Annotated in this window: 18 protein-coding genes; 7 read left to right on the top strand and 11 right to left on the bottom strand. The window is 49.3% G+C overall.

What is annotated here, in order from left to right; genetic code table 11:
* Positions 1-13 precede the first annotated feature (13 nt).
* Positions 14-595: a SixA phosphatase family protein gene (locus PKOR_RS01075; RefSeq protein ID WP_046308695.1), complete on the top strand. Its 582-nt coding sequence runs from the start codon at positions 14-16 to the stop codon at positions 593-595.
* A 115-nt stretch (positions 596-710) separates the two neighbouring features.
* Complete coding sequence (locus PKOR_RS01070; RefSeq protein WP_046313881.1) at positions 711-1,988, top strand: DUF389 domain-containing protein; 1,278 nt, start codon at positions 711-713, stop codon at positions 1,986-1,988.
* A 10-nt stretch (positions 1,989-1,998) separates the two neighbouring features.
* On the opposite strand, the gene PKOR_RS01065 is transcribed toward PKOR_RS01070, so the two are convergent.
* The 4 genes from PKOR_RS01065 to PKOR_RS01050 all read right to left on the bottom strand — a co-directional run bounded on the left by PKOR_RS01065 (position 1,999) and on the right by PKOR_RS01050 (position 4,458).
* Entirely contained in the window at positions 1,999-2,430 is a 432-nt protein-coding gene (locus PKOR_RS01065; RefSeq protein WP_046308694.1) for an RDD family protein, read from the bottom strand.
* Positions 2,431-2,559: 129 nt separating this feature from the next.
* Positions 2,560-3,042, bottom strand: a complete 483-nt coding sequence (locus PKOR_RS01060; protein WP_046308693.1) for an RDD family protein — start codon at positions 3,040-3,042, stop codon at positions 2,560-2,562.
* Positions 3,043-3,312: 270 nt separating this feature from the next.
* Complete coding sequence (locus PKOR_RS01055) at positions 3,313-3,720, bottom strand: hypothetical protein (protein ID WP_052738653.1); 408 nt, start codon at positions 3,718-3,720, stop codon at positions 3,313-3,315.
* Between the two features lie 114 nt (positions 3,721-3,834).
* On the bottom strand, positions 3,835-4,458 hold the full coding sequence (locus PKOR_RS01050) for a MarC family NAAT transporter (protein WP_046308692.1): 624 nt from the start codon (positions 4,456-4,458) through the stop codon (positions 3,835-3,837).
* Between the two features lie 162 nt (positions 4,459-4,620).
* Here PKOR_RS01050 and PKOR_RS01045 point away from each other — a divergent pair, with 162 nt between their 5' ends.
* Entirely contained in the window at positions 4,621-5,751 is a 1,131-nt protein-coding gene (locus PKOR_RS01045; protein ID WP_046308691.1) for a 5-(carboxyamino)imidazole ribonucleotide synthase, read from the top strand.
* A 2-nt stretch (positions 5,752-5,753) separates the two neighbouring features.
* Positions 5,754-6,281, top strand: a complete 528-nt coding sequence (gene purE / locus PKOR_RS01040) for a 5-(carboxyamino)imidazole ribonucleotide mutase (protein ID WP_046308690.1) — start codon at positions 5,754-5,756, stop codon at positions 6,279-6,281.
* Positions 6,282-6,355: 74 nt separating this feature from the next.
* Here purE and PKOR_RS01035 read toward each other — a convergent pair whose 3' ends face one another.
* Positions 6,356-6,871, bottom strand: coding sequence for an outer membrane beta-barrel protein (locus PKOR_RS01035; RefSeq protein ID WP_158453726.1), 516 nt, complete (start codon positions 6,869-6,871; stop codon positions 6,356-6,358).
* A 116-nt stretch (positions 6,872-6,987) separates the two neighbouring features.
* Between PKOR_RS01035 and PKOR_RS01025 the strand changes: the two genes are divergently transcribed.
* Positions 6,988-8,252, top strand: a protein-coding gene (locus PKOR_RS01025) for an IS3 family transposase (protein WP_415837351.1) whose coding sequence is annotated in 2 segments (ribosomal slippage) — positions 6,988-7,357 and positions 7,357-8,252 — 1,266 coding nt in all. Because the reading frame shifts where the segments join, the coding sequence is not laid out codon by codon here.
* Between the two features lie 28 nt (positions 8,253-8,280).
* On the opposite strand, the gene PKOR_RS01020 is transcribed toward PKOR_RS01025, so the two are convergent.
* The 6 genes from PKOR_RS01020 to PKOR_RS00995 form a co-directional block, all read right to left on the bottom strand.
* Positions 8,281-8,973: a hypothetical protein gene (locus PKOR_RS01020; protein WP_148561596.1), complete on the bottom strand. Its 693-nt coding sequence runs from the start codon at positions 8,971-8,973 to the stop codon at positions 8,281-8,283.
* Between the two features lie 182 nt (positions 8,974-9,155).
* A complete protein-coding gene (dnaK, locus tag PKOR_RS01015) occupies positions 9,156-11,096 on the bottom strand; it encodes a molecular chaperone DnaK (protein WP_046308686.1) in 1,941 nt (646 codons plus the stop codon).
* A 268-nt stretch (positions 11,097-11,364) separates the two neighbouring features.
* Positions 11,365-11,952, bottom strand: coding sequence for a hypothetical protein (locus PKOR_RS01010; RefSeq protein WP_046308685.1), 588 nt, complete (start codon positions 11,950-11,952; stop codon positions 11,365-11,367).
* A gap of 211 nt (positions 11,953-12,163) precedes the next feature.
* Positions 12,164-12,679 (bottom strand): hypothetical protein, encoded by a 516-nt coding sequence (locus PKOR_RS01005; RefSeq protein WP_046308684.1) that lies wholly within the window; start codon positions 12,677-12,679, stop codon positions 12,164-12,166.
* Between the two features lie 165 nt (positions 12,680-12,844).
* On the bottom strand, positions 12,845-14,227 hold the full coding sequence (locus PKOR_RS01000; protein WP_046308683.1) for a dihydrolipoamide acetyltransferase family protein: 1,383 nt from the start codon (positions 14,225-14,227) through the stop codon (positions 12,845-12,847).
* A 142-nt stretch (positions 14,228-14,369) separates the two neighbouring features.
* Positions 14,370-15,629: a competence/damage-inducible protein A gene (locus PKOR_RS00995; RefSeq protein ID WP_046308682.1), complete on the bottom strand. Its 1,260-nt coding sequence runs from the start codon at positions 15,627-15,629 to the stop codon at positions 14,370-14,372.
* Positions 15,630-15,856: 227 nt separating this feature from the next.
* On the opposite strand from PKOR_RS00995, the gene PKOR_RS00990 reads away from it, so the two are divergent.
* Positions 15,857-16,585, top strand: a complete 729-nt coding sequence (locus tag PKOR_RS00990) for a DUF4197 domain-containing protein (RefSeq protein WP_046308681.1) — start codon at positions 15,857-15,859, stop codon at positions 16,583-16,585.
* Between the two features lie 145 nt (positions 16,586-16,730).
* Positions 16,731-18,011 carry an erythromycin esterase family protein gene (locus PKOR_RS00985; RefSeq protein ID WP_046308680.1) on the top strand — a complete coding sequence of 427 codons (1,281 nt, stop codon included), beginning with the start codon at positions 16,731-16,733 and terminating at the stop codon, positions 18,009-18,011.
* Positions 18,012-18,106 lie beyond the last annotated feature (95 nt).

The following is an 18,106-nucleotide window of genomic DNA, read 5'->3' as shown; positions in this document are numbered from 1 at the left end:
TACAGTCGTTTACATGAAAAGACATTTACTACAACAGTTTTTAGTACCTCTGTTAATGCTGCTTTCTGTAGCATGTCGGCAATCCACAGTGGGGCAGGAGGGAGCCCTGTCCGTGGTAGACCCTGTTGATAACAATGCAGAGCCAACAGAAATTTACCTGGTGCGTCATGCTGAAAAAGATATCTCAAACCCGGATAACCAGGACCCTGACTTAACACCAGCAGGTCTGGCACGTGCAGAGGCACTGCGCGCGTTATTGCAGGGGCAGCAGGTAGATGCCCTTTATGCCACAAAGTATGTCCGTACCCAGAGCACACTCAAACCTTTGGCAGACGAAAGAAAGCTGGAAGTGCAGGAGTATGATGCTCACGATTTTAATGGTTTGAAAAACCGTATCCTGCAGCAGCACCGTGGGCAAACAGTGGTGGTATCAGGCCACTCAAACACGGTGTTGCCAATTATAGAGGCAATGGGGGCAAAGCGACCTGTAGCAGATATATCAGAACAGGAATACGACTACCTGTTTAAAGTAACACTGGCACCCGATGGTACGGCAACCGTAGAGACAGACCATTACGGTAAGGCTGGTAAATAACTTCCCCATACTTATTTTAGAAAGGCTCCTGTAACTCTTGTTGCAGGGGCCTTTCTGTTTTACTGGAACACCTGTGCCTCCTGCCTCCGTACTAAAAGAGGTAAATAAAAGGAACATGCGTAAACTAACTGTAAAGGTAAAAGAAGGAGAAGGACGAGAGGTAAGGGAAATAGCCGAGAAGCACGATGGCAAAAACCTGGTGGTGGATCAGGTGGAGAAAGGGGAAGTGGTAACAGTTTATCTCAACAATAAGAAGGTAAGCGAGTTTATAGCCGACCTGCGTAAGTTCGAAGAGGCAGAGATTACGCTGGTCCCCCGGGGAGTTATTACAATGTACCCACCCCAGGGTGATGCGCCGGACCAGGTAACGGACGTAACCTACCGCAGTCCTTTAGAGATTTTTTTAGGAGGCTTGCAGAGTGTGGGCTCAAAAGTTGGGCTGCTGACATACGCTGTAGCAGGCGGCATGCTGGTGTGGGTGGGCTTTTATACGAACACTAGTTATTTGCTGGTGGCCGCCATGCTGGTTTCACCGTTCGCCGGGCCAGCCATGAACGCTGCCCTGGGAGCAGCCTCAGGAAAAGGCGGGCTGCTTAAACAAAGCTTGTTGCGCTATTTTATGGCCATAGGCGCCGCCATCTTAGTCACGTTTATACTTTCATTTCTGATAGGCCAGCAGCACGCTACCCCTATGATGGTGAACGTGAGCCACATTTCGCAGGTGACTATCTTGTTACCGTTGGCAGCTGGTGTAGCAGGAGGTATCAACTTGATTCAATCGGAGCGGGATAGTTTGGTTTCCGGCGCGGCTGTGGGTATGCTGGTGGCAGCCTCGCTTGCGCCTCCTACCGGGCTGATTGGTATGGCACTGAACTTTGGCAACTGGCAGCTGATACGCAGTGGAGCATTCCTGCTACTCTTTCAGCTGGTAGTCATCCAGTTTACGGCAGCGTTGGTTTTCCGATACCTGGGCAAAGTAACCATCAAAGGTGCACGTTTTGCTGACGGGAAAGAGTCTGTATTCAGGCTCTCCATGCTGGTTTCAGGGCTTATTATTGCAGGCATGCTTTACTGGCAGTTTTCGCGCCAGCCAGCACTGCAAAAGGCAAGCCTTAACACCCAGGTAACAGAAGTCATGCGCAACGAGCTTAAAAAGATGAAGGACATCGAAACCATAGAAGCTAGTGCCCGCTTTACCCGCGGCACACTGTCTAACTTAAATCCTGTTATTTGCGAGCTGTACCTCTATAACCGTAATGAAGCGCTTTCAGACGAACAGGTGAAGGAAATGGTGCGGGATGTGTTGCATAAACGCATCAAAGCAGAAAACTGGAACGCAGATCCAATGTTCGATATTACAATTTTGAACTATGCGGGCAAGGACAAAGAGTAGGCAAATGCTACTAGAGCTGCACTACTCTTGAGCCGGTTATTCGGTCATGAAAGGTGCGACGGGTGCTGTTATGCATGTTTACCAGTACACGAAAGATAAAGAGCACCACGGACACAGGTCTGGCAAAAAAACGCAAGGCGGCCGCTTTGAAAGTTAAACGATCTCCTTTATGATCTGTAACACGCAGGTGCATGAGGTATTTGCCAAGTGTAGCCTGGCAGGCGCAGGTCTCGGTGCCGGCAAAGTAAAGCAAGCCCAGCAGCAGGTGTAGCAAGCGCTCAGGCTTTATCAAAAGTGCACTGTCATCACTGCTGAAAGTGAAGAAATCAGCAACGCCTATTAGCGTAAGCAGCAATAGTACATCTAATAAAAAAGCCACCAGGCGGGTGCCCAGTTCTGCAAGTTCGGTTTTATTTCTACTTTGGGTATAGGTAGTCTGCATAGGGTGAAACTCATGTTGCTCCCCTTTTTATACTTGCAGACAATTACTTGGTTTCAGCTTTTTATCTTATTTCTACTTTTTGTTGCTTTCTTTCTGTTTGTGGATCAGGACGATATGACGTTTTTGAGCTTAGGGATATTTCTCTTCGGAAGCTGAATTGCCAGGATGTTGCAACACCAATGTTCCTGCCAGCTTATCGTGCAGGGCCTGGCGGCGTTCGGTGAAGGCGGCCATCAGGTAGCCAATGAGCAGGATAAGCCCAGACAGCATCTTGCCAAAATAACGGCCGGTGGCACGGGCGAAGGAAATGCGGTACCCTTCAGTATCGGTTACAAAAATGCCGAAGATTTGCTTACCCAGCGTGGCCTGTTTAGAAGAGCTCTCAAAGCCGGCATAGTATAGCCAGCCAAAAAAAGCAGCTATACCTTGTACTTTCAGCCGCCCTTCTATATCGGTAAATTCAGGGGCAATATTAATTCCTAGCCAAGGTAGGGTAATGCTCATGAGAAAAGAAATAAGCATAGCGTCGACGAAAATGGCGGCCATGCGCTTCCAGAAGCTGGCATATTCGAGGGTAAGCGGACTCTTTTCTTCGTTTTGGTAAAGTTGCATGTATAGAATTGTCTTGGCAGCGATGATACAACATCCGGGGCAGACCTGCAACAAAAAAAGCTGCCCGCAAGTATAGGCAGCTTTTGGGGTATAGTTTCTAATATGGATTTTAAGACTTTGTGGGCGGTGATAAACGCTCTACTTTGTTCTTTACCGGGTATTGAGACCTTAAGTATGTATAGATGGCCCGAAGGTCTTCTTCCCTCATGCCTGCGTACATTTTCCAGGGCATTAGCGTCTGGAAGTCGCCGGGAGCCAATTGTTTTTCACTTACGAGAAAATACCAGAGAAAGCCCTAACACTTGGGAGATATACAAGGACAATGGTTCGGTAGCCCAAGAATCCTACTGCCTTTAGGCGTGGGAGTGTCAAGGCTGGGTCTTGGTACATTTTAAAGCGCTGCACAAAAGCATCCTCTGTCCACTTGCCTGTACCTGTGTCCTTATCTGGGGTGATGTTGGCCGAGCGCAGCACGGCGCCGTTTGGAAAGGTGAATTCCATGCCGCCTGCAAACTCTTTTCCTGCTATCGGCCCACTTGGGGTACTTGGGGAGTGGCATTCGCCGCAAGCACCAACTGTTACCAAATATTTGCCCCGCGACAACTCATCATTCAATGCAGTTTTCTCCAGTGCCGGTGCTACATCGTCAGACGGCATCGTGCGCAGGATCAGGTTCATCGGGAAATCTGGGTCAGACTTGGGTACCTCATGTCTGATCGGGTCTAGCGACCGGATATAAGCGATAATGGCATAGACATCTTCAGTCGTAAAAATGTGCTCAAGACATACCGGTTATCGCTCTGTAAAGAACAAGGCATTAAGCGCCGATACAATAAAGTTAACTCCGATTGAGAGTACTATAAAACCCATGATGCGTGAGAGAGCTGCCAGGCCTGATTTACCCATAAAACGCGTAAGCTGGTGCGAAAACCGCAGAATAAGGTAAGAAAGGGCAGCCAGCAGTATAATGCCGATCAGGATCATTATCATGTCGAGGTAAGAGAGGGAGGTAGTAAACAAGCCTATACTTACCGCTATGGCGCCCGGCCCGGAGAGCATAGGCATAGCCAATGGTGTAAAGGAGATATCCTCTTTCTGTTGCCCTTCCTCTACCACATCTGGTGAAATCTTCTTTTTGCTACCTCCGGGAGTGAGCAACTCAAAGCCAGCCCGCATGATCATAAGGCCGCCGGCAATTCGCAGGTCATGGATGCGGATACCGAAAAAGTTAAGCACATATTGCCCTGCCAGAAAGAACACCGCCAGAATCCCGACCATATATAAGCAAGCCTTCAGGGCCTGCTGGTTACGCTGCTCTGGTGTGTCATCCTGGGTTAATGTCAGGAACACAGGCATCGCTCCAAAAGGATTTACTACCGAAAAAAGGGCAGAAAGGGTGGCAAGTATAATTTCCATAGGTAATGGACAGGACAAACAAAGTGTAGCTTTAAATATAGACGTTTGCTCATGTAATTCAAAAGAAAGCTGCCCGCGTGCAGGAAATGTTTTAGAGATTGTCGTTCCGCTCCACGCATAATCCTTATTTTTGAGGATAGATCAACCAAACCGTTACAATACATGAAAGGAGAAGTAAAGTTAGGCATACTTGGCGGTGGCCAGTTAGGCCGCATGCTGATGCAGGCCGGGCTAGATTTTAACCTCTATACCCTGGTGCTGGACCCTGACGAGAACGCACCTTGCAAGGACATCTGCAACGAATTTTACGTAGGCAGCTTCCGCGATTTTGATACAGTATATGAGTTCGGCAAGAACTGTGATATCCTCACCATCGAGATTGAGCACGTAAATGCCGATGCGTTGGAGAAGCTGGAGCAGGAGGGGGTGAAAGTATACCCTGATGCCAAAACCGTACGCACCATTCAGGACAAAGGTCTGCAGAAGGAGTTTTACCAGAAGCACAATATTCCAACCTCTGACTTTATACTTTTGAAAGATAAAGAGGAGCTGCAGCAGAACACTTCTTTCCTGCCGGCCTTCCAGAAACTGCGCCGTGAGGGCTATGATGGCCGTGGTGTTACCCGTCTGGCTAGCGAGGCAGACTTAAGCAAGGCCTTTGAGGAGCCGTCGGTGCTGGAGAAGCTGGTAGATTTTGAGAAGGAAATTTCTGTGATAGTAGCCCGCAACGAAAGTGGTGAAGTTACCGCATTTCCGGTAGTGGAACTGAGCTTCCACCCGGAGCATAACCTGGTAGATTCGCTTTTTGCTCCTGCCAACGTGCCTTACAAGCTGCAGCGCCACGCCATAGAGATTGCTACCCGTGTGATCGAGGCTTTTGACATGGTCGGTATCCTTGCCGTGGAAATGTTCCTGACCAAAGACGGGCAGATACTGGTAAATGAGGTGGCACCGCGTCCGCACAACAGCGGGCACCATACTATCAAGGCCAATTATACTTCGCAGTACGAGCAGCACCTGCGCGCTATACTTAACCTGCCGCTGGGCTCTACTGAAATCCAGAGTGCCGCTGTGATGCTGAACCTGCTTGGCGAGCCCGGCTATGACGGCGAGGCCAGGTATGAGGGGCTGCAGGAAGCATTGGCAGTACCAGGAGTTTACATTCACCTGTACGGTAAAAAATACACGCGCCCTGCCCGTAAAATGGGACACATCACTGTGCTGGGGCAAAACATAGAAGAGGCGCAGCAGCGTGCCGAGTCTGTTAAAAACGTTATCAAAGTAAAAGCATAAGCATGGCCGAAGAAGTAAAAAATACACAGCCGCAGGTTGGCATTATTATGGGCAGCCAGTCCGATCTAAGGGTAATGGAAGCAGCTGCCGAAATTCTGGAAACGCTGGGCGTACCTTACGAGCTGACCATTGTGTCAGCGCATCGTACGCCGCACCGCATGTTCGAGTACGCAGAGAATGCCCGTAAGCGTGGCCTGAAGGTGATTATTGCCGGAGCAGGTGGCGCAGCACACTTACCAGGTATGGTAGCCTCTATTACTACACTGCCGGTTATTGGTGTTCCTGTAAAATCATCTAACTCTATTGATGGCTGGGACTCTGTACTGTCTATACTTCAGATGCCGGGAGGTATACCTGTAGCTACTGTTGCCTTGGATGGTGCCCTGAATGCTGGGATACTTGCCGCTGAGATCATTGGTACCAACAATGCTGCCGTGGCTGATAAGCTGGAGAAGTATAAAAACAGCCTGAAGGATAAGGTGATGCGCTCGGTGGAAGAGCTCAAGCGTGGAGACAGGGATCTGGACTAGTATCTGTGAATTATCAAGAAAAGGCGCTGTTAAAGAACAATAGTGCCTTTTCTTGATAATTGATCTTTAATACATCAGAAGCCAAAGCCCAGCATGATGTATAGCGTGCTTACCGTAGAGCTAATTCCTGTTATGTGTGACATACCATTGTTTAGCTCGAGGCGAGCCTCTAGGGAGAGCGTTCCTTTTTGGTAAGGATGACACATCAAGCCGGCTCCTGCCGTCAAGCCCTCAGTGAAATTCCTGAACCCATCGGACCTGCCATTACCCGGTATGGCAGGATAAGTGCTAGGCCTATCTTTTTTGTACTCAGAGCTTAAATACCTTGATACCTGATTTTCATCCTTGATAGCATGTCCAACCACTAGGCCTGCATTTAGGTAAGGACGCAGCCGCCCGCGTGGATAGGTATAGCGAAGCTGCACAGGTAGCTTGATGTAAGCTAGGTCGAACATAGTCTCATAGGTAGTGGTGCTTCCGTAATCACCTTTTTCTTCAAGCAAAGCGAAGAATTTGTTGGGAACATAGAGCAGGTCAACCTGTAAGGAAATCTTCTCACTGAGTTGAGGAATAGAGAAATTGGTAGCCACACCGCCTGCCATTGCGACGGATTCATCTGTAAAAGAGGCCCTGCTCAGGTAGGTGTCGCCTTTAAATGTAAGGGTTGTCCCGTCCTAAAATAGGTTGACAGAAAAATCAACCTTATATGGAAAAAGCAGCAGAGAAAAAAAGCAAGCGCACCCAGCGTGACTATACCTTGGGCTTTAAATTGGCCGTAGTGGCTGAGGTCGAGCAGGGCGATCTGACCTACAAACAAGCCCAGAAAAAGTACGGTATCCAGGGCAGAAGCACCGTTTTGGTTTGGCTTCGTAAGCACGGCAGATTAACTTGGGACTTCAATCCAAGCGCTATGCCCCAGACACCCAACCAACGCATCAAAGAACTAGAGGCCCAACTGGCCGCAGCTGAGAAAAGAGCCAAGGAAGCCGAGCTCAAGGCCAAATTGCTGGACACCATCATTGACGTGGCCGAGGGGCAGATGGGGATCCAGATCCGAAAAAAGCCACTGGCCAAGCCGTCGAACACCTCCGCCAGGAAGGGCAAATAAGCCTTTCCCTGGCCTGTAGACTGCTTGGCCACAGCAGACAAGCCTACTATCAGCGGCAGGCAAGAGTTCTGGAACAAAAGCAGATCGCCGATCAGCTCGTGGAGCTGGCGGGCCAGATCCGCCTGCAGATGCCGCGCCTGGGCACCCGTAAGCTCTATCACCTGCTGAAAGAGCAGCTCGAGGTGGGACGAGACAAGCTCTTTGCAATTCTAAGAGAAAGGGGCCTGCTGGTGAGGCCCCGCAAGAGCTACCATAAAACGACTGATTCAAAGCACTGGATGAAAAAGCACAGGAACCTGGTGGAGGGGCTCAAAATAGAGCGCCCCGAGCAGGTGTGGGTCTCTGACATCACCTACATCCCCACCAGAGAAGGCCACAGCTACCTTTCGCTGGTCACTGATGCCTACTCCAAGAAGATCATGGGCTACCACCTCTCGGAGGACCTGCGGGCAGAGGGGCCTCTGCAGGCCCTGAGGATGGCCATCGAGCAGAAGAAGTACGGCTACGGGCTAATTCACCACTCCGACCGGGGGCTGCAGTACTGCTCTGCAGACTACCAGCAGCTGCTGGAGAAGGCGCAGATAAAACCGAGCATGACCGAGCAATACGACCCTTACCAGAATGCGGTGGCCGAGCGCGTGAACGGCATTTTGAAGGACGAGTTCGCCCTGGCGCGGGGCTTTGCCCACCACCTGGAGGCCGTGGCAGTGATCGCTGAGTCTGTGGACATCTATAACAGGCAGAGGCCCCACCTCTCGTGCCACCTGCTCACACCCGAGCAGATGCACCGGCAGGATAAATTAGAGGTAAAGCAGTGGAAAAAGAAAACCTCCAACACAAACGCATGGGAGGTCTCAAATTAAAAAGTAATTTCGTCTCAAACCCGTCAACTTATTTCAGGACGAGACAGGTGGAACTGGTGATTGCAGCCACAGGCCCTACAATAACTTTCATCTTTCTTTTCTCCTGCTCATGCACAAGGCTGGCTGGGTCAACGCACTGGTTATATGCAAGGGCAATATCTGTCAGTGAATTGGCGCTAAGTCTTAGTTGCTTGAACCTTGCCTCGGAAAGGCTACTGCAAGCAGAGAAAGCGTTTGCCAGCGTATTGATAAATATCTTGTTAACTACCTTGTAATTTTTACCTGTCTCAGGGTCCTGTCGACGGTACTCTTGCTCAAGAAGCTCAACCAGAGCGCCATCATTCATGGATAAATAATAATGCTCTACATCTTGGGCATCACGGTAGTAGTAGATACTGGCATGGCCCTTAACCAACGTATTTAAGAACAGGGCATGCGTCTGTGTGTCGGGGCTTGTTGCAGGTATTGATTTAGACTCAAATAGCTTGTTCTCTACCTCAAATCCATACCCGCTGATAGCATCTGGCCCAAAATTATGCTCCTGACTTTCGAGGGTGGGCTTGAAAGAGGTAACCCGAGCGCTTCGTCTGTCGCCCCGGTAGTCCACAAACCCCCTAAGCGTGTCGCCATTTTGTATAATGTAGCCTTTTCGGAAGTCTTGTTGAGCAAAAGCTGATGTGAATAACAGGAAGAAAAGCAGTGTTGTGTAGATTCGTTTCATAGGGTTGCTAAGCGGGTTGAAAGTGCTGCGCAATTAATCTATAATAGTTGACTCAGCCAATCTTTAGCAAAAGCCAGTACGTCCACACAAGGTTATTTTTTTGTTACGCGGATTTTATGTTAATAAAAAATCCCCTGCCGGAGTCCGGCAGGGGATTTCTATATAGTTTGAGTTTTAGATGCTTACTTGTTAGTGCTGCCGTCTACTTCTTCGTAGTCAACATCAGTTACACCACCATCGTTGGCTGCGCCCGCGTTAGTTCCGGCACCACCAGCCTGGCCATTGCCACCTGGAGCTCCCTGGCCTTCAGCGCCCTGCGTAGCAGCGTACATCTCCTGAGAAGCTGCGCTCCAAGCATTGTTCAGTGCCTCGATAGCAGAGTCGATACCAGCGATGTCTTTAGAGCCATGAGCTGTTTTCAGCTGACCAAGGGCGTTCTCGATATTAGACTTGTTGCCTGCAGAAAGCTTATCGCCGTACTCTTTCAGCTGCTTCTCTGTCTGGAAGATCATGGAGTCAGCAGTATTGAGCTTCTCGATTTCTTCCTTCGCCTTCTTGTCTGCCTCAGCGTTAGCTTCTGCTTCCTTGCGCATTTTCTCGATTTCCTGCTCGCTCAGACCAGAAGAAGCCTCGATGCGGATCTTCTGCTCTTTGCCAGTAGCCTTGTCACGAGCCGTAACGTGCAGGATACCGTTGGCATCGATATCGAATGTTACCTCGATCTGTGGAACACCACGTGGTGCTGGTGGAATGTCAGACAAGTGGAAACGACCGATGGTACGGTTGTCTCTTGCCATTGGGCGCTCACCCTGCAGTACGTGGATCTCTACAGACGGCTGGTTATCAGAAGCAGTGGAGAATGTCTCAGACTTCTTCGTAGGGATTGTCGTGTTCGACTCAATCAGTTTTGTGAACACACCACCCATTGTTTCGATACCCAAAGAAAGCGGAGTAACGTCCAGTAGAAGTACGTCTTTAACCTCACCTGTTAATACACCACCCTGGATAGCCGCACCGATGGCCACCACTTCGTCCGGGTTTACACCTTTAGAAGGCTTCTTACCGAAGAACTTCTCTACTTCTTCCTGCACTTTCGGGATACGGGTAGAACCACCTACCAGAATCACCTCGTCAATGTCAGAAGTAGACAGGCCTGCATCCTGAAGCGCTTTTCTGCATGGCTCCATAGAACGACGGATCAGGTCGTCAGACAGTTGCTCGAACTTAGCACGAGTCAGTTTGCGTACCAAGTGCTTTGGCACTCCGTCAACCGGCATGATGTATGGCAGGTTAACCTCTGTCTCCTGAGAAGAAGAAAGCTCAATTTTGGCTTTCTCAGCAGCTTCTTTCAAGCGCTGCAGTGCCATAGGATCTTTACGCAGGTCTAAGCCTTCGTCTTTTTTGAACTCCTCGGCAAGCCAGTTAATGATTACCTGGTCAAAGTCGTCACCACCCAGGTGTGTGTCACCGTTTGTAGACAACACCTCGAATACACCGTCACCCAATTCAAGGATTGAGATATCGAATGTACCACCACCAAGGTCAAACACGGCAATTTTCTGATCTACGCTCTTCTTATCAAGACCGTAAGCCAGTGCCGCTGCTGTTGGCTCGTTGATGATACGCTTTACCTCAAGACCTGCAATCTGGCCAGCCTCTTTTGTGGCCTGGCGCTGAGCGTCGTTAAAGTAAGCTGGTACGGTAATAACCGCCTCAGTTACAGAAGTACCCAAGTACTCTTCCGCTGTAGCCTTCATTTTCTGAAGCACCATGGCAGAGATCTCTTGAGGAGTATACTCTCTGTCGCCGATCTGTACACGCACAGTGTTATTGCTTCCCTGCTGTACCTTGTAAGATACCTGCTTTGCTTCTTCGCTTACCTCGTTGTAGCTGTGGCCCATGAAGCGTTTGATAGAAGCAATGGTGTTCTGTGGGTTAGTGATTGCCTGGCGCTTGGCAGGATCACCTACTTTACGCTCGCCGTTTCCGTTATCCAAAAACGCTACGATAGACGGAGTCGTGCGGCGGCCCTCGCTGTTAGGTATAACAACTGGCTCGTTACCTTCCATTACGGCAACGCATGAGTTTGTAGTACCTAAGTCAATGCCTATTATTTTTCCCATTCTATAGTTTTATTTATAGTTTCTTATTCAATTTCCTTTTTCAGTTACTTCTGTTTTATCAAGCCATGTGCCAAGGGGAAAATAACACTTATTCTATGTCATTATGTCAGAAGCAAGGTAGTATGCCCCGCATGTTGGCTGACTTGCTTCTACGGTTGCTCCGCCACTGCGACAAAATTTCTGAGGTGTTTTTATAAGTTGCCTTATAAGTTGTTGCAAAAAGAAACGGCCACTTCTGTTAGAGGTGGCCGTTGTAAATGTATGCTTGTTACAAGTCAGAAGTAAGCTTCTCTATCTCTTGACGATAAGGCTGTAACACGTCTGCCAGTCCCTTTTTGGGCGAAGCGTAAGTTATCTCTACTACCTTATCCCCCAGCTGATAGCTTAGCAAGCCTTGCTCGTTTTCTGTCTGGTAATACAGCTTGTTTTTATCGGAGTCTGTAGAGATAAGATAAGTGCGGAAAGTAAAGCTGTTGGTAATGTGCTGCTGTGTGGGCGCTTTGTTATCGAGGTAGCGCTGTGTGACTAGGGTATCGAGCTTCATCTCGCTTTGTATCTGGGTAATGCTGCGAATGTTGCCCTCGTCAAACTTCCAGCGGCGTACCTGGTGTGACCCATATTCCTGCCAGGTAGATGTTGCCTGACTTAGATCCAGGTTTGCTACCAAGCCAAACAGCTGCAGGTCGTTAGCTACGGTTTCTACTGAAGGGTTCAGGGTGCTGTTGTCGCTGATGAAGTGACTGCTGTTCTGCTGCAGTTTGCCAAAATCTTTCTGCAGGTCCTGGCGCAGCAGTAGCTGGCTACTGTCCTGGAGTATAAAACAGAGGGGCAGTAACAGGTTAAGTAATAGTGTCATTGTGTAGGTGATAGATGGTATTTTATACTTCTCAAATCTTGTGCTGATTTTACGTTAACTCAAGAATTACCTTTCTAGCCGAGGCAAGTGTGATTCGCGGTACACCGATCAACCTGCTGAGTGTAGTGAGGCTTCACTGAGTGTAGTGAGGCTTCAGTTAACTATGTGAGAACGCTACAAGATCAGTGTCTTTGCCTGCAACCTAAGCTGATTACAGCCTGGAGTTGTCCACCACAGTCCAGTTAATGTTTCCGTTGTTTACTTCATACTTCAGAACCAAATAACCCCCTGTATGGCCATCTTCATAATAGGCAAGGGCATAACGGTCATTTAAGATACGGCTGTCGCGGATGGCCATGGTGCCGCCCAATACGCCCTCGGCTGGTATAAGCTTGTTTTGCTTGCGGCTCAGGTCGTTCATCAAGTCACTTTCAGGACTTTTCAATCCTTTGCGCTTCAGGCGTTGTATGTCGCTTTGACTAAGGCTGCCAAGTTCATCCACAAAGGCGGCCCCGCCCGGAGGTACCAGGTTCATGGTGTCAGGGGGCAGGACCATGTCTTCTAGCGAGTCTACTGCTTCTGTTTGGTCTTCCAGCTCCTGGTCTATTTCGGCCACTTGGTTGTCGGCTATGGTCAGGCGGCTTTCCGCCTCGTTCTTTTGCCAGTAAAAGTACAGCGCCAGAAACAGGAATACGGCAGCCAGAATCCAGGGTAATATGTTCTTCATTGGTGTTGAGTATAAATACAAGGATGCGCTTAATAATATATCAGTTTGCTAATTTATACTTTGCCTGCTGTAAAAAGTGCTGAATAGTGAAAACTTTCTTAAAAAAAGAAGCCTGCTTCTTTCGAGGAGCAGGCTTTATACTTAAGGTCAATTTAACCTTTAGCGCTAGATAGTTTGAGTTACGTCAAAGTTCTCCAGGTAATCTGCCACACGACGCACGAACATACCTCCCAGCGAGCCATCCACTACGCGGTGGTCGTAAGAGTGCGACAGGTACATAAAGTGGCGGATACCGATCAGGTCACCTTCCGGCGTCTCGATCACAGCTGGCTTTTTCTTGATAGCGCCCACGGCCATGATAGCCACCTGGGGCTGCATGATGATCGGCGTACCCATCACGTTACCAAAAGAACCAACGTTAGACACGGTGTAGGTACCGCCTGCCAGATCATCCGGCGTCAGTTTGTTGTTGCGGCCACGGCTGGCCAGGTCGTTCACCTTCTTGGTTAGGCCGTTCAGGTTCAGTTGGTCTGCGTTCTTGATGTTCGGAACGATCAGGTTACCACTTGGCAGAGCCACAGCCATACCTATGTTAATGTCTTTATGGCGGATGATAGTGCCTCCATCCACTGACACATTGATCATCGGGAAATCTTTGATTGCCTTGGCAATGGCATCGATGAAAATAGGAGTGAAGGTCAGGTTCTCGCCCTCACGCTTCTTATAATCATTTTTCCACTTGTTTCTCCAGTTCACGATGTTTGTCACGTCGGCCTCCACAAAGGAAGTAACGTGGGGAGAGATGCGCTTGCTGTCCACCATACGGTCGGCAATCATCTTGCGCATGCGGTCCATCTCAATAATCTCCACGTTGCCACCATAAGAAGCTGCTGGTTTAACAGCGGCAGGTGCAGATGTTTGCGGCTGTGCCTGTGCTGCCGCGGCAGGGGCTGCTTGTGGCGTTTGCTGTGCAGGTGCCTGAGTTTGAGGAGCGCTAGCTTGCTGCGGAGCATTTTTGCGGCTCTCTACGTATGCCAGAATATCCTTCTTAGATACACGGCCTTCCTGACCGGTGCCTGGGATATACTCCAGCTCCTGCATCGAGATGCCTTCCTCACGAGCAATATTTAGCACCAATGGAGAGTAGAAACGGCCAGTTGCAGGCTGGTCCAGCTTGGCAAATGCCTCACTTGGGGCTGAGGCTGCAGCAGTCTGCTGTGGTGAAGCCTCAGGTGCAGTTGTGGCGGGAGCCTCAGCGGTTGCAGTAGCTTCGGGGGCAGCAGCAGAAGTTTCTCCGGTATCCTCACCGTCAGTAGCAATAATGGCAATAGGAGCACCAACTGCCACCACATCGCCTTCCTGTACCAGAATCTCCTTCAGTACGCCGCCTTGCAGGGCTGGTACCTCTGTGTCCACTTTATCTGTAGCTACTTCCAGTACCGATTCATCCTGCTCAATGGTGTCACCCACGCTTTTGAGCCATTTCAGAACGGTACCTTCCATGATACTCTCGCCCATCTTGGGCATAACCATTTCTACAAGTGCCATATGTGTCGTTATACGTTGATCGTTTTTAATTCAGAATATAGAGTAGGGCCATAGGCAAAGGTGCTATACTTTATGTTGATCATTATGCTTTGCCTAAAGGTAGTTTCGCGTTAAAAACCCATACAAAGTTAATTATTTTAGCCTATTCCTCAACCGTTGTATCCAAACTTTGGCGCACCAGGTTTAGCACAGCCATGGTGGTATACTCGATATTGAGTAGCCTGCTTTTATTGTAGTTAAGCAGCTTTGCCTCGGTTTTATACTTATCGGAAAAGGCTATCCAGATAGTGCCTACGGGTTTCTCTGGTGTACCACCATCTGGGCCTGCAATACCGCTTGTGGCCACGCCAATGTCGGTGTCGAACTTAAGACGCACGTTTTCGGCCATGGCACGAACAGTAGCCTCGCTTACGGCGCCGTGCTCCTGTAGGGTTTCAGCGTTTACCGCGAGCTCCTGGATTTTAACCTCATTATGGTAGGCTATCACGCCACCTATAAACCAGGCAGAGCTGCCTGCTATACTTGTAAGTTTATGTGCCAGAAAACCGCCCGTACAACTCTCTGCTGTGGCAATGGTTAAGCCACGTTCCTTTAGCATCAGCCCGATTGCTTCTTCCAGGGGTACTTCGCCATAGGCAAAAATGTGGTTGGGAATAATGTACTGCAGCTTGTCCACTTCCTGCTGTAGTTCCTGCTGCAGTTTTGCCTCGTCTGTACCCTGGCCTGTCAGGCGGAGGCGCACGCCGTTAAGGTGCGGCAGGTAGGCCAGCTTGAGGTGCTCAGGAAGATTATTCTCCCACGTCTCCAGCTGCTCGGCAAGTATGGACTCTGGCAGCCCTACTGTCTGAACTACTTTATGGATGATGTGGGGCGTGTCGAAATACTCCTTCAGCTGGGGCAGCACCGTGTCTGTCATCATGCGCTTCATTTCGAACGGCACCCCGGGCATTGATACGTATACTTTGCCGTTGCGCTCGAACCACATGCCCGGGGCGGTGCCCAACACATTTCTGATCGGAGTGCAGTTCTCTGGCAGAAAAGCTTGTTGCCGGTTCAGCTCGGTTAGTTCTATTCCACGAAGCCTGAACAAGGAGGCTATGTCAGCTAGCGAAGGCTCATGTAGTTTAAGGGAGGTGTTAAAATAGGAGGCAAGCACGTGCTTGGTCAGGTCGTCTTTTGTAGGGCCAAGGCCTCCTGTAATCAGTACGACATCGGCCCGCAGAGTAGCTTCGTCCAGGGCTTTTATAATGTGGTCGGCACTGTCGGAGATGGAAGTGATTTGCTTTACCTTTACCCCAATCTTGGTAAGCTCGGTACCCATCCAGGCAGAGTTGGTATCCACGATCTGGCCATAGAGAATCTCATCGCCTATGGTGATGATTTCAGCAGTAACTGCGCTCATATATATTTCTGGTCTGATTTATGTTTAGGTCTTTAAAACCCTGATAAAGGTAAAGATGTTGTGGCAGATGGCATAAATTGCTGTTGCTATACTTTGTAATAGTTGCCTTGCAGGTTGTAGCATCATGTGGAAGCACGAACAAAATACCTTAACTTAGCCTGCAACGGAGACAGTGAATACACCTGTCTATATTTGCATAAAAATCTGTAAGAGATAGAAAACCATACATGAAGAAACTACTTTATACTTCTGCAATAGCTGTGGCACTAACTGCCTCCTCTTGTACTGTAACTGATCTGCAGCGCACTATGGATGGCGTGCTGGCGGGTACTAGTGGCACACTTACGCAAGGTGAAGTGGCAGCTGGCCTGAAGCAGGCACTTGAGGTAGGTATCAGCAATGGCGCGGGCCAGGCCTCGCAGACGGACGGCTACTTTGGCAACCCACTCATCAGGATTCCTTTTCCAAAGGATGTGCAGCGCGTGGAGAATACGCTGCGCCAGGTGGGCTTGGGCAACCAAGTAGACAAGTTCATACTTACCCTGAACCGCGGAGCCGAAGATGCAGCCAAAAGCGCTGTGCCGATATTTGTGAGTGCTATCAAGCAAATGACGATACAGGATGCGTGGGGCATATTGAGGGGAGATAAAGATGCCGCTACCAATTACCTGAAGCGTACTACCTCACAGCAACTTTACAACGCCTTCAATCCCATTATGGTAAAGTCGCTGGAGAAAACGAACGCCACCAGGTACTATGCTGATCTTGTAAACCAGTACAACAAGATCCCGCTGGTGCAAAAAGTTAATCCAGACCTGGATGACTATGCCACTCAGAAAGCCATTGATGGCCTGTTTTTATTAGTGGCGCAGGAAGAACTGAAGATCAGGGAAAATCCGGTGGCACGTACTACAGAGCTTCTGCGAAGAGTTTTTGCCCAGCAGAACCAGTCATAAGCTGTACAATATACTTAGCAAGACTTTGCACCCGCTTTACTTGAGAAGTAGAGCGGGTGTTTTATTTTATGGAACATAAACTGCTCATCGAAAGTACAATACAGCAATTTAAGATTTTGCGCTACATTATATTTATTCCACCGCTATGGGAAACAAGCCTTTTCAATATACAGCAATTACAAAGGAGAAAGACCTGGATGTTTTACTTCAGGAAATAGGAGATGCCCGTGTGGTTATGTTAGGCGAGGCCTCACACGGTACCTCTGAGTATTATACCTGGCGGACGGCCATTTCAAGAAGGCTTATCCAGGAGAAGGGCTTCAACTTTATTGCGGTGGAAGGGGACTGGCCCGAGTGCTATGCTGTGAACCGGCTGATCAAAGGTTACCCCGGTTCAGGTAGCAAAATAGCGGAAGTGCTGGAAGTATACCGTCGGTGGCCTACCTGGATGTGGGCCAACTGGGAAGTGGCAGCATTGGTAGAGTGGATGCGGGAGCACAACAACCTGCGGATGCAGCATGAGAAGGTAGGCTTTTATGGCCTGGATGTCTATAGCCTTTGGGAGTCGCTGGAGCAGATCCTGCGTTTTTTGGAAAAGAACGACGGGCAAGCCGCCGAGGCCGCGCGCATAGCCATCAACTGCTTTGAGCCGTTTAACCGTGATCCGCAAACCTATGCCCAGGCCACAGCATTTGTTCCTACAGATTGTGAGCGCGAAGTAATCGAGATGCTGACAAAGGTACAGCAACAGCGCAGCCTTAGTGATGATCCGGAGCAGGACTTTAACACAAAGCAGAATGCACTGGTGGCTGCCAATGCTGAGAAGTACTACCGGGCCATGATTGGCGGAAGCAGTAACTCGTGGAATGTGCGCGACAGCCATATGATGGAGACACTGGATCGCCTGCTCGAACTTCACGGCCCGAACGCAAAGGCTATTGTGTGGGAGCATAACACTCATGTTGGCGATGCCAGCTATACTGATATGGCCGATCATGGCATGTTTAATATTGGGCAGCTTGCCCGCCAGAAGTATGGGCGCGACAATGTAAAGCTCGTTGGCTTTGGCTCCTACCAGGGAACCGTGATTGCCGGAAAATCCTGGGGAGCACCTATGCAGAAAATGGATGTACCACCGGCTGTAGAGGGCAGTTGGGAGGAAATGCTGCATAATATGAGCACGGATGATAAAATTATCCTGTCCAAAGACCTGAAGCATTTGCCCGAGCTGCAGGAGCGAATCGGCCACCGGGCTATAGGGGTTGTATATGATCCGAAGTATGAAATGTTCGGCAACTATGTGCCTACCGTAATACCTGAGCGCTACGATGCCTTTATCTATTTTGACGAAACAGAGGCAGTGCACCCGATCCGCATGAAGAACCGCGGCGCCAAAGAGCCGGATCTTTACCCATGGAACTACTAAAAAAATATTGGAGTGGTGTTACACTTATATAAATTCAGGAAGAGGCTACAGTTGTAGGCCCTTCCTGAGTTTAGTGTTCTAAGCTTTGTTTGGTT

The sequence above is a fragment of the Pontibacter korlensis genome (assembly GCF_000973725.1).
In the GTDB taxonomy this organism is placed as follows: Bacteria; Bacteroidota; Bacteroidia; order Cytophagales; family Hymenobacteraceae; genus Pontibacter; species Pontibacter korlensis.
This window is presented reverse-complemented; position numbering and strand designations above follow the sequence as displayed.

What these genes read in the sequence shown, in the direction of transcription:
- PKOR_RS01065 (WP_046308694.1), bottom strand. Translation starts at nt 2,430, where the DNA reads ATGCAGACTACCTATACCCAAAGTAGAAATAAAACCGAACTTGCAGAA.
- PKOR_RS00985 (WP_046308680.1), top strand. Translation starts at nt 16,731, where the DNA reads ATGGGAAACAAGCCTTTTCAATATACAGCAATTACAAAGGAGAAAGAC.
- PKOR_RS01050 (WP_046308692.1), bottom strand. Translation starts at nt 4,458, where the DNA reads ATGGAAATTATACTTGCCACCCTTTCTGCCCTTTTTTCGGTAGTAAAT.
- PKOR_RS01045 (WP_046308691.1), top strand. Translation starts at nt 4,621, where the DNA reads ATGAAAGGAGAAGTAAAGTTAGGCATACTTGGCGGTGGCCAGTTAGGC.
- PKOR_RS01005 (WP_046308684.1), bottom strand. Translation starts at nt 12,679, where the DNA reads ATGAAGAACATATTACCCTGGATTCTGGCTGCCGTATTCCTGTTTCTG.
- PKOR_RS01000 (WP_046308683.1), bottom strand. Translation starts at nt 14,227, where the DNA reads ATGGCACTTGTAGAAATGGTTATGCCCAAGATGGGCGAGAGTATCATG.
- PKOR_RS01075 (WP_046308695.1), top strand. Translation starts at nt 14, where the DNA reads ATGAAAAGACATTTACTACAACAGTTTTTAGTACCTCTGTTAATGCTG.
- PKOR_RS00995 (WP_046308682.1), bottom strand. Translation starts at nt 15,629, where the DNA reads ATGAGCGCAGTTACTGCTGAAATCATCACCATAGGCGATGAGATTCTC.
- PKOR_RS01070 (WP_046313881.1), top strand. Translation starts at nt 711, where the DNA reads ATGCGTAAACTAACTGTAAAGGTAAAAGAAGGAGAAGGACGAGAGGTA.
- PKOR_RS01060 (WP_046308693.1), bottom strand. Translation starts at nt 3,042, where the DNA reads ATGCAACTTTACCAAAACGAAGAAAAGAGTCCGCTTACCCTCGAATAT.
- dnaK (WP_046308686.1), bottom strand. Translation starts at nt 11,096, where the DNA reads ATGGGAAAAATAATAGGCATTGACTTAGGTACTACAAACTCATGCGTT.
- PKOR_RS01020 (WP_148561596.1), bottom strand. Translation starts at nt 8,973, where the DNA reads ATGAAACGAATCTACACAACACTGCTTTTCTTCCTGTTATTCACATCA.
- PKOR_RS00990 (WP_046308681.1), top strand. Translation starts at nt 15,857, where the DNA reads ATGAAGAAACTACTTTATACTTCTGCAATAGCTGTGGCACTAACTGCC.
- purE (WP_046308690.1), top strand. Translation starts at nt 5,754, where the DNA reads ATGGCCGAAGAAGTAAAAAATACACAGCCGCAGGTTGGCATTATTATG.
- PKOR_RS01010 (WP_046308685.1), bottom strand. Translation starts at nt 11,952, where the DNA reads ATGACACTATTACTTAACCTGTTACTGCCCCTCTGTTTTATACTCCAG.
- PKOR_RS01055 (WP_052738653.1), bottom strand. Translation starts at nt 3,720, where the DNA reads ATGAACCTGATCCTGCGCACGATGCCGTCTGACGATGTAGCACCGGCA.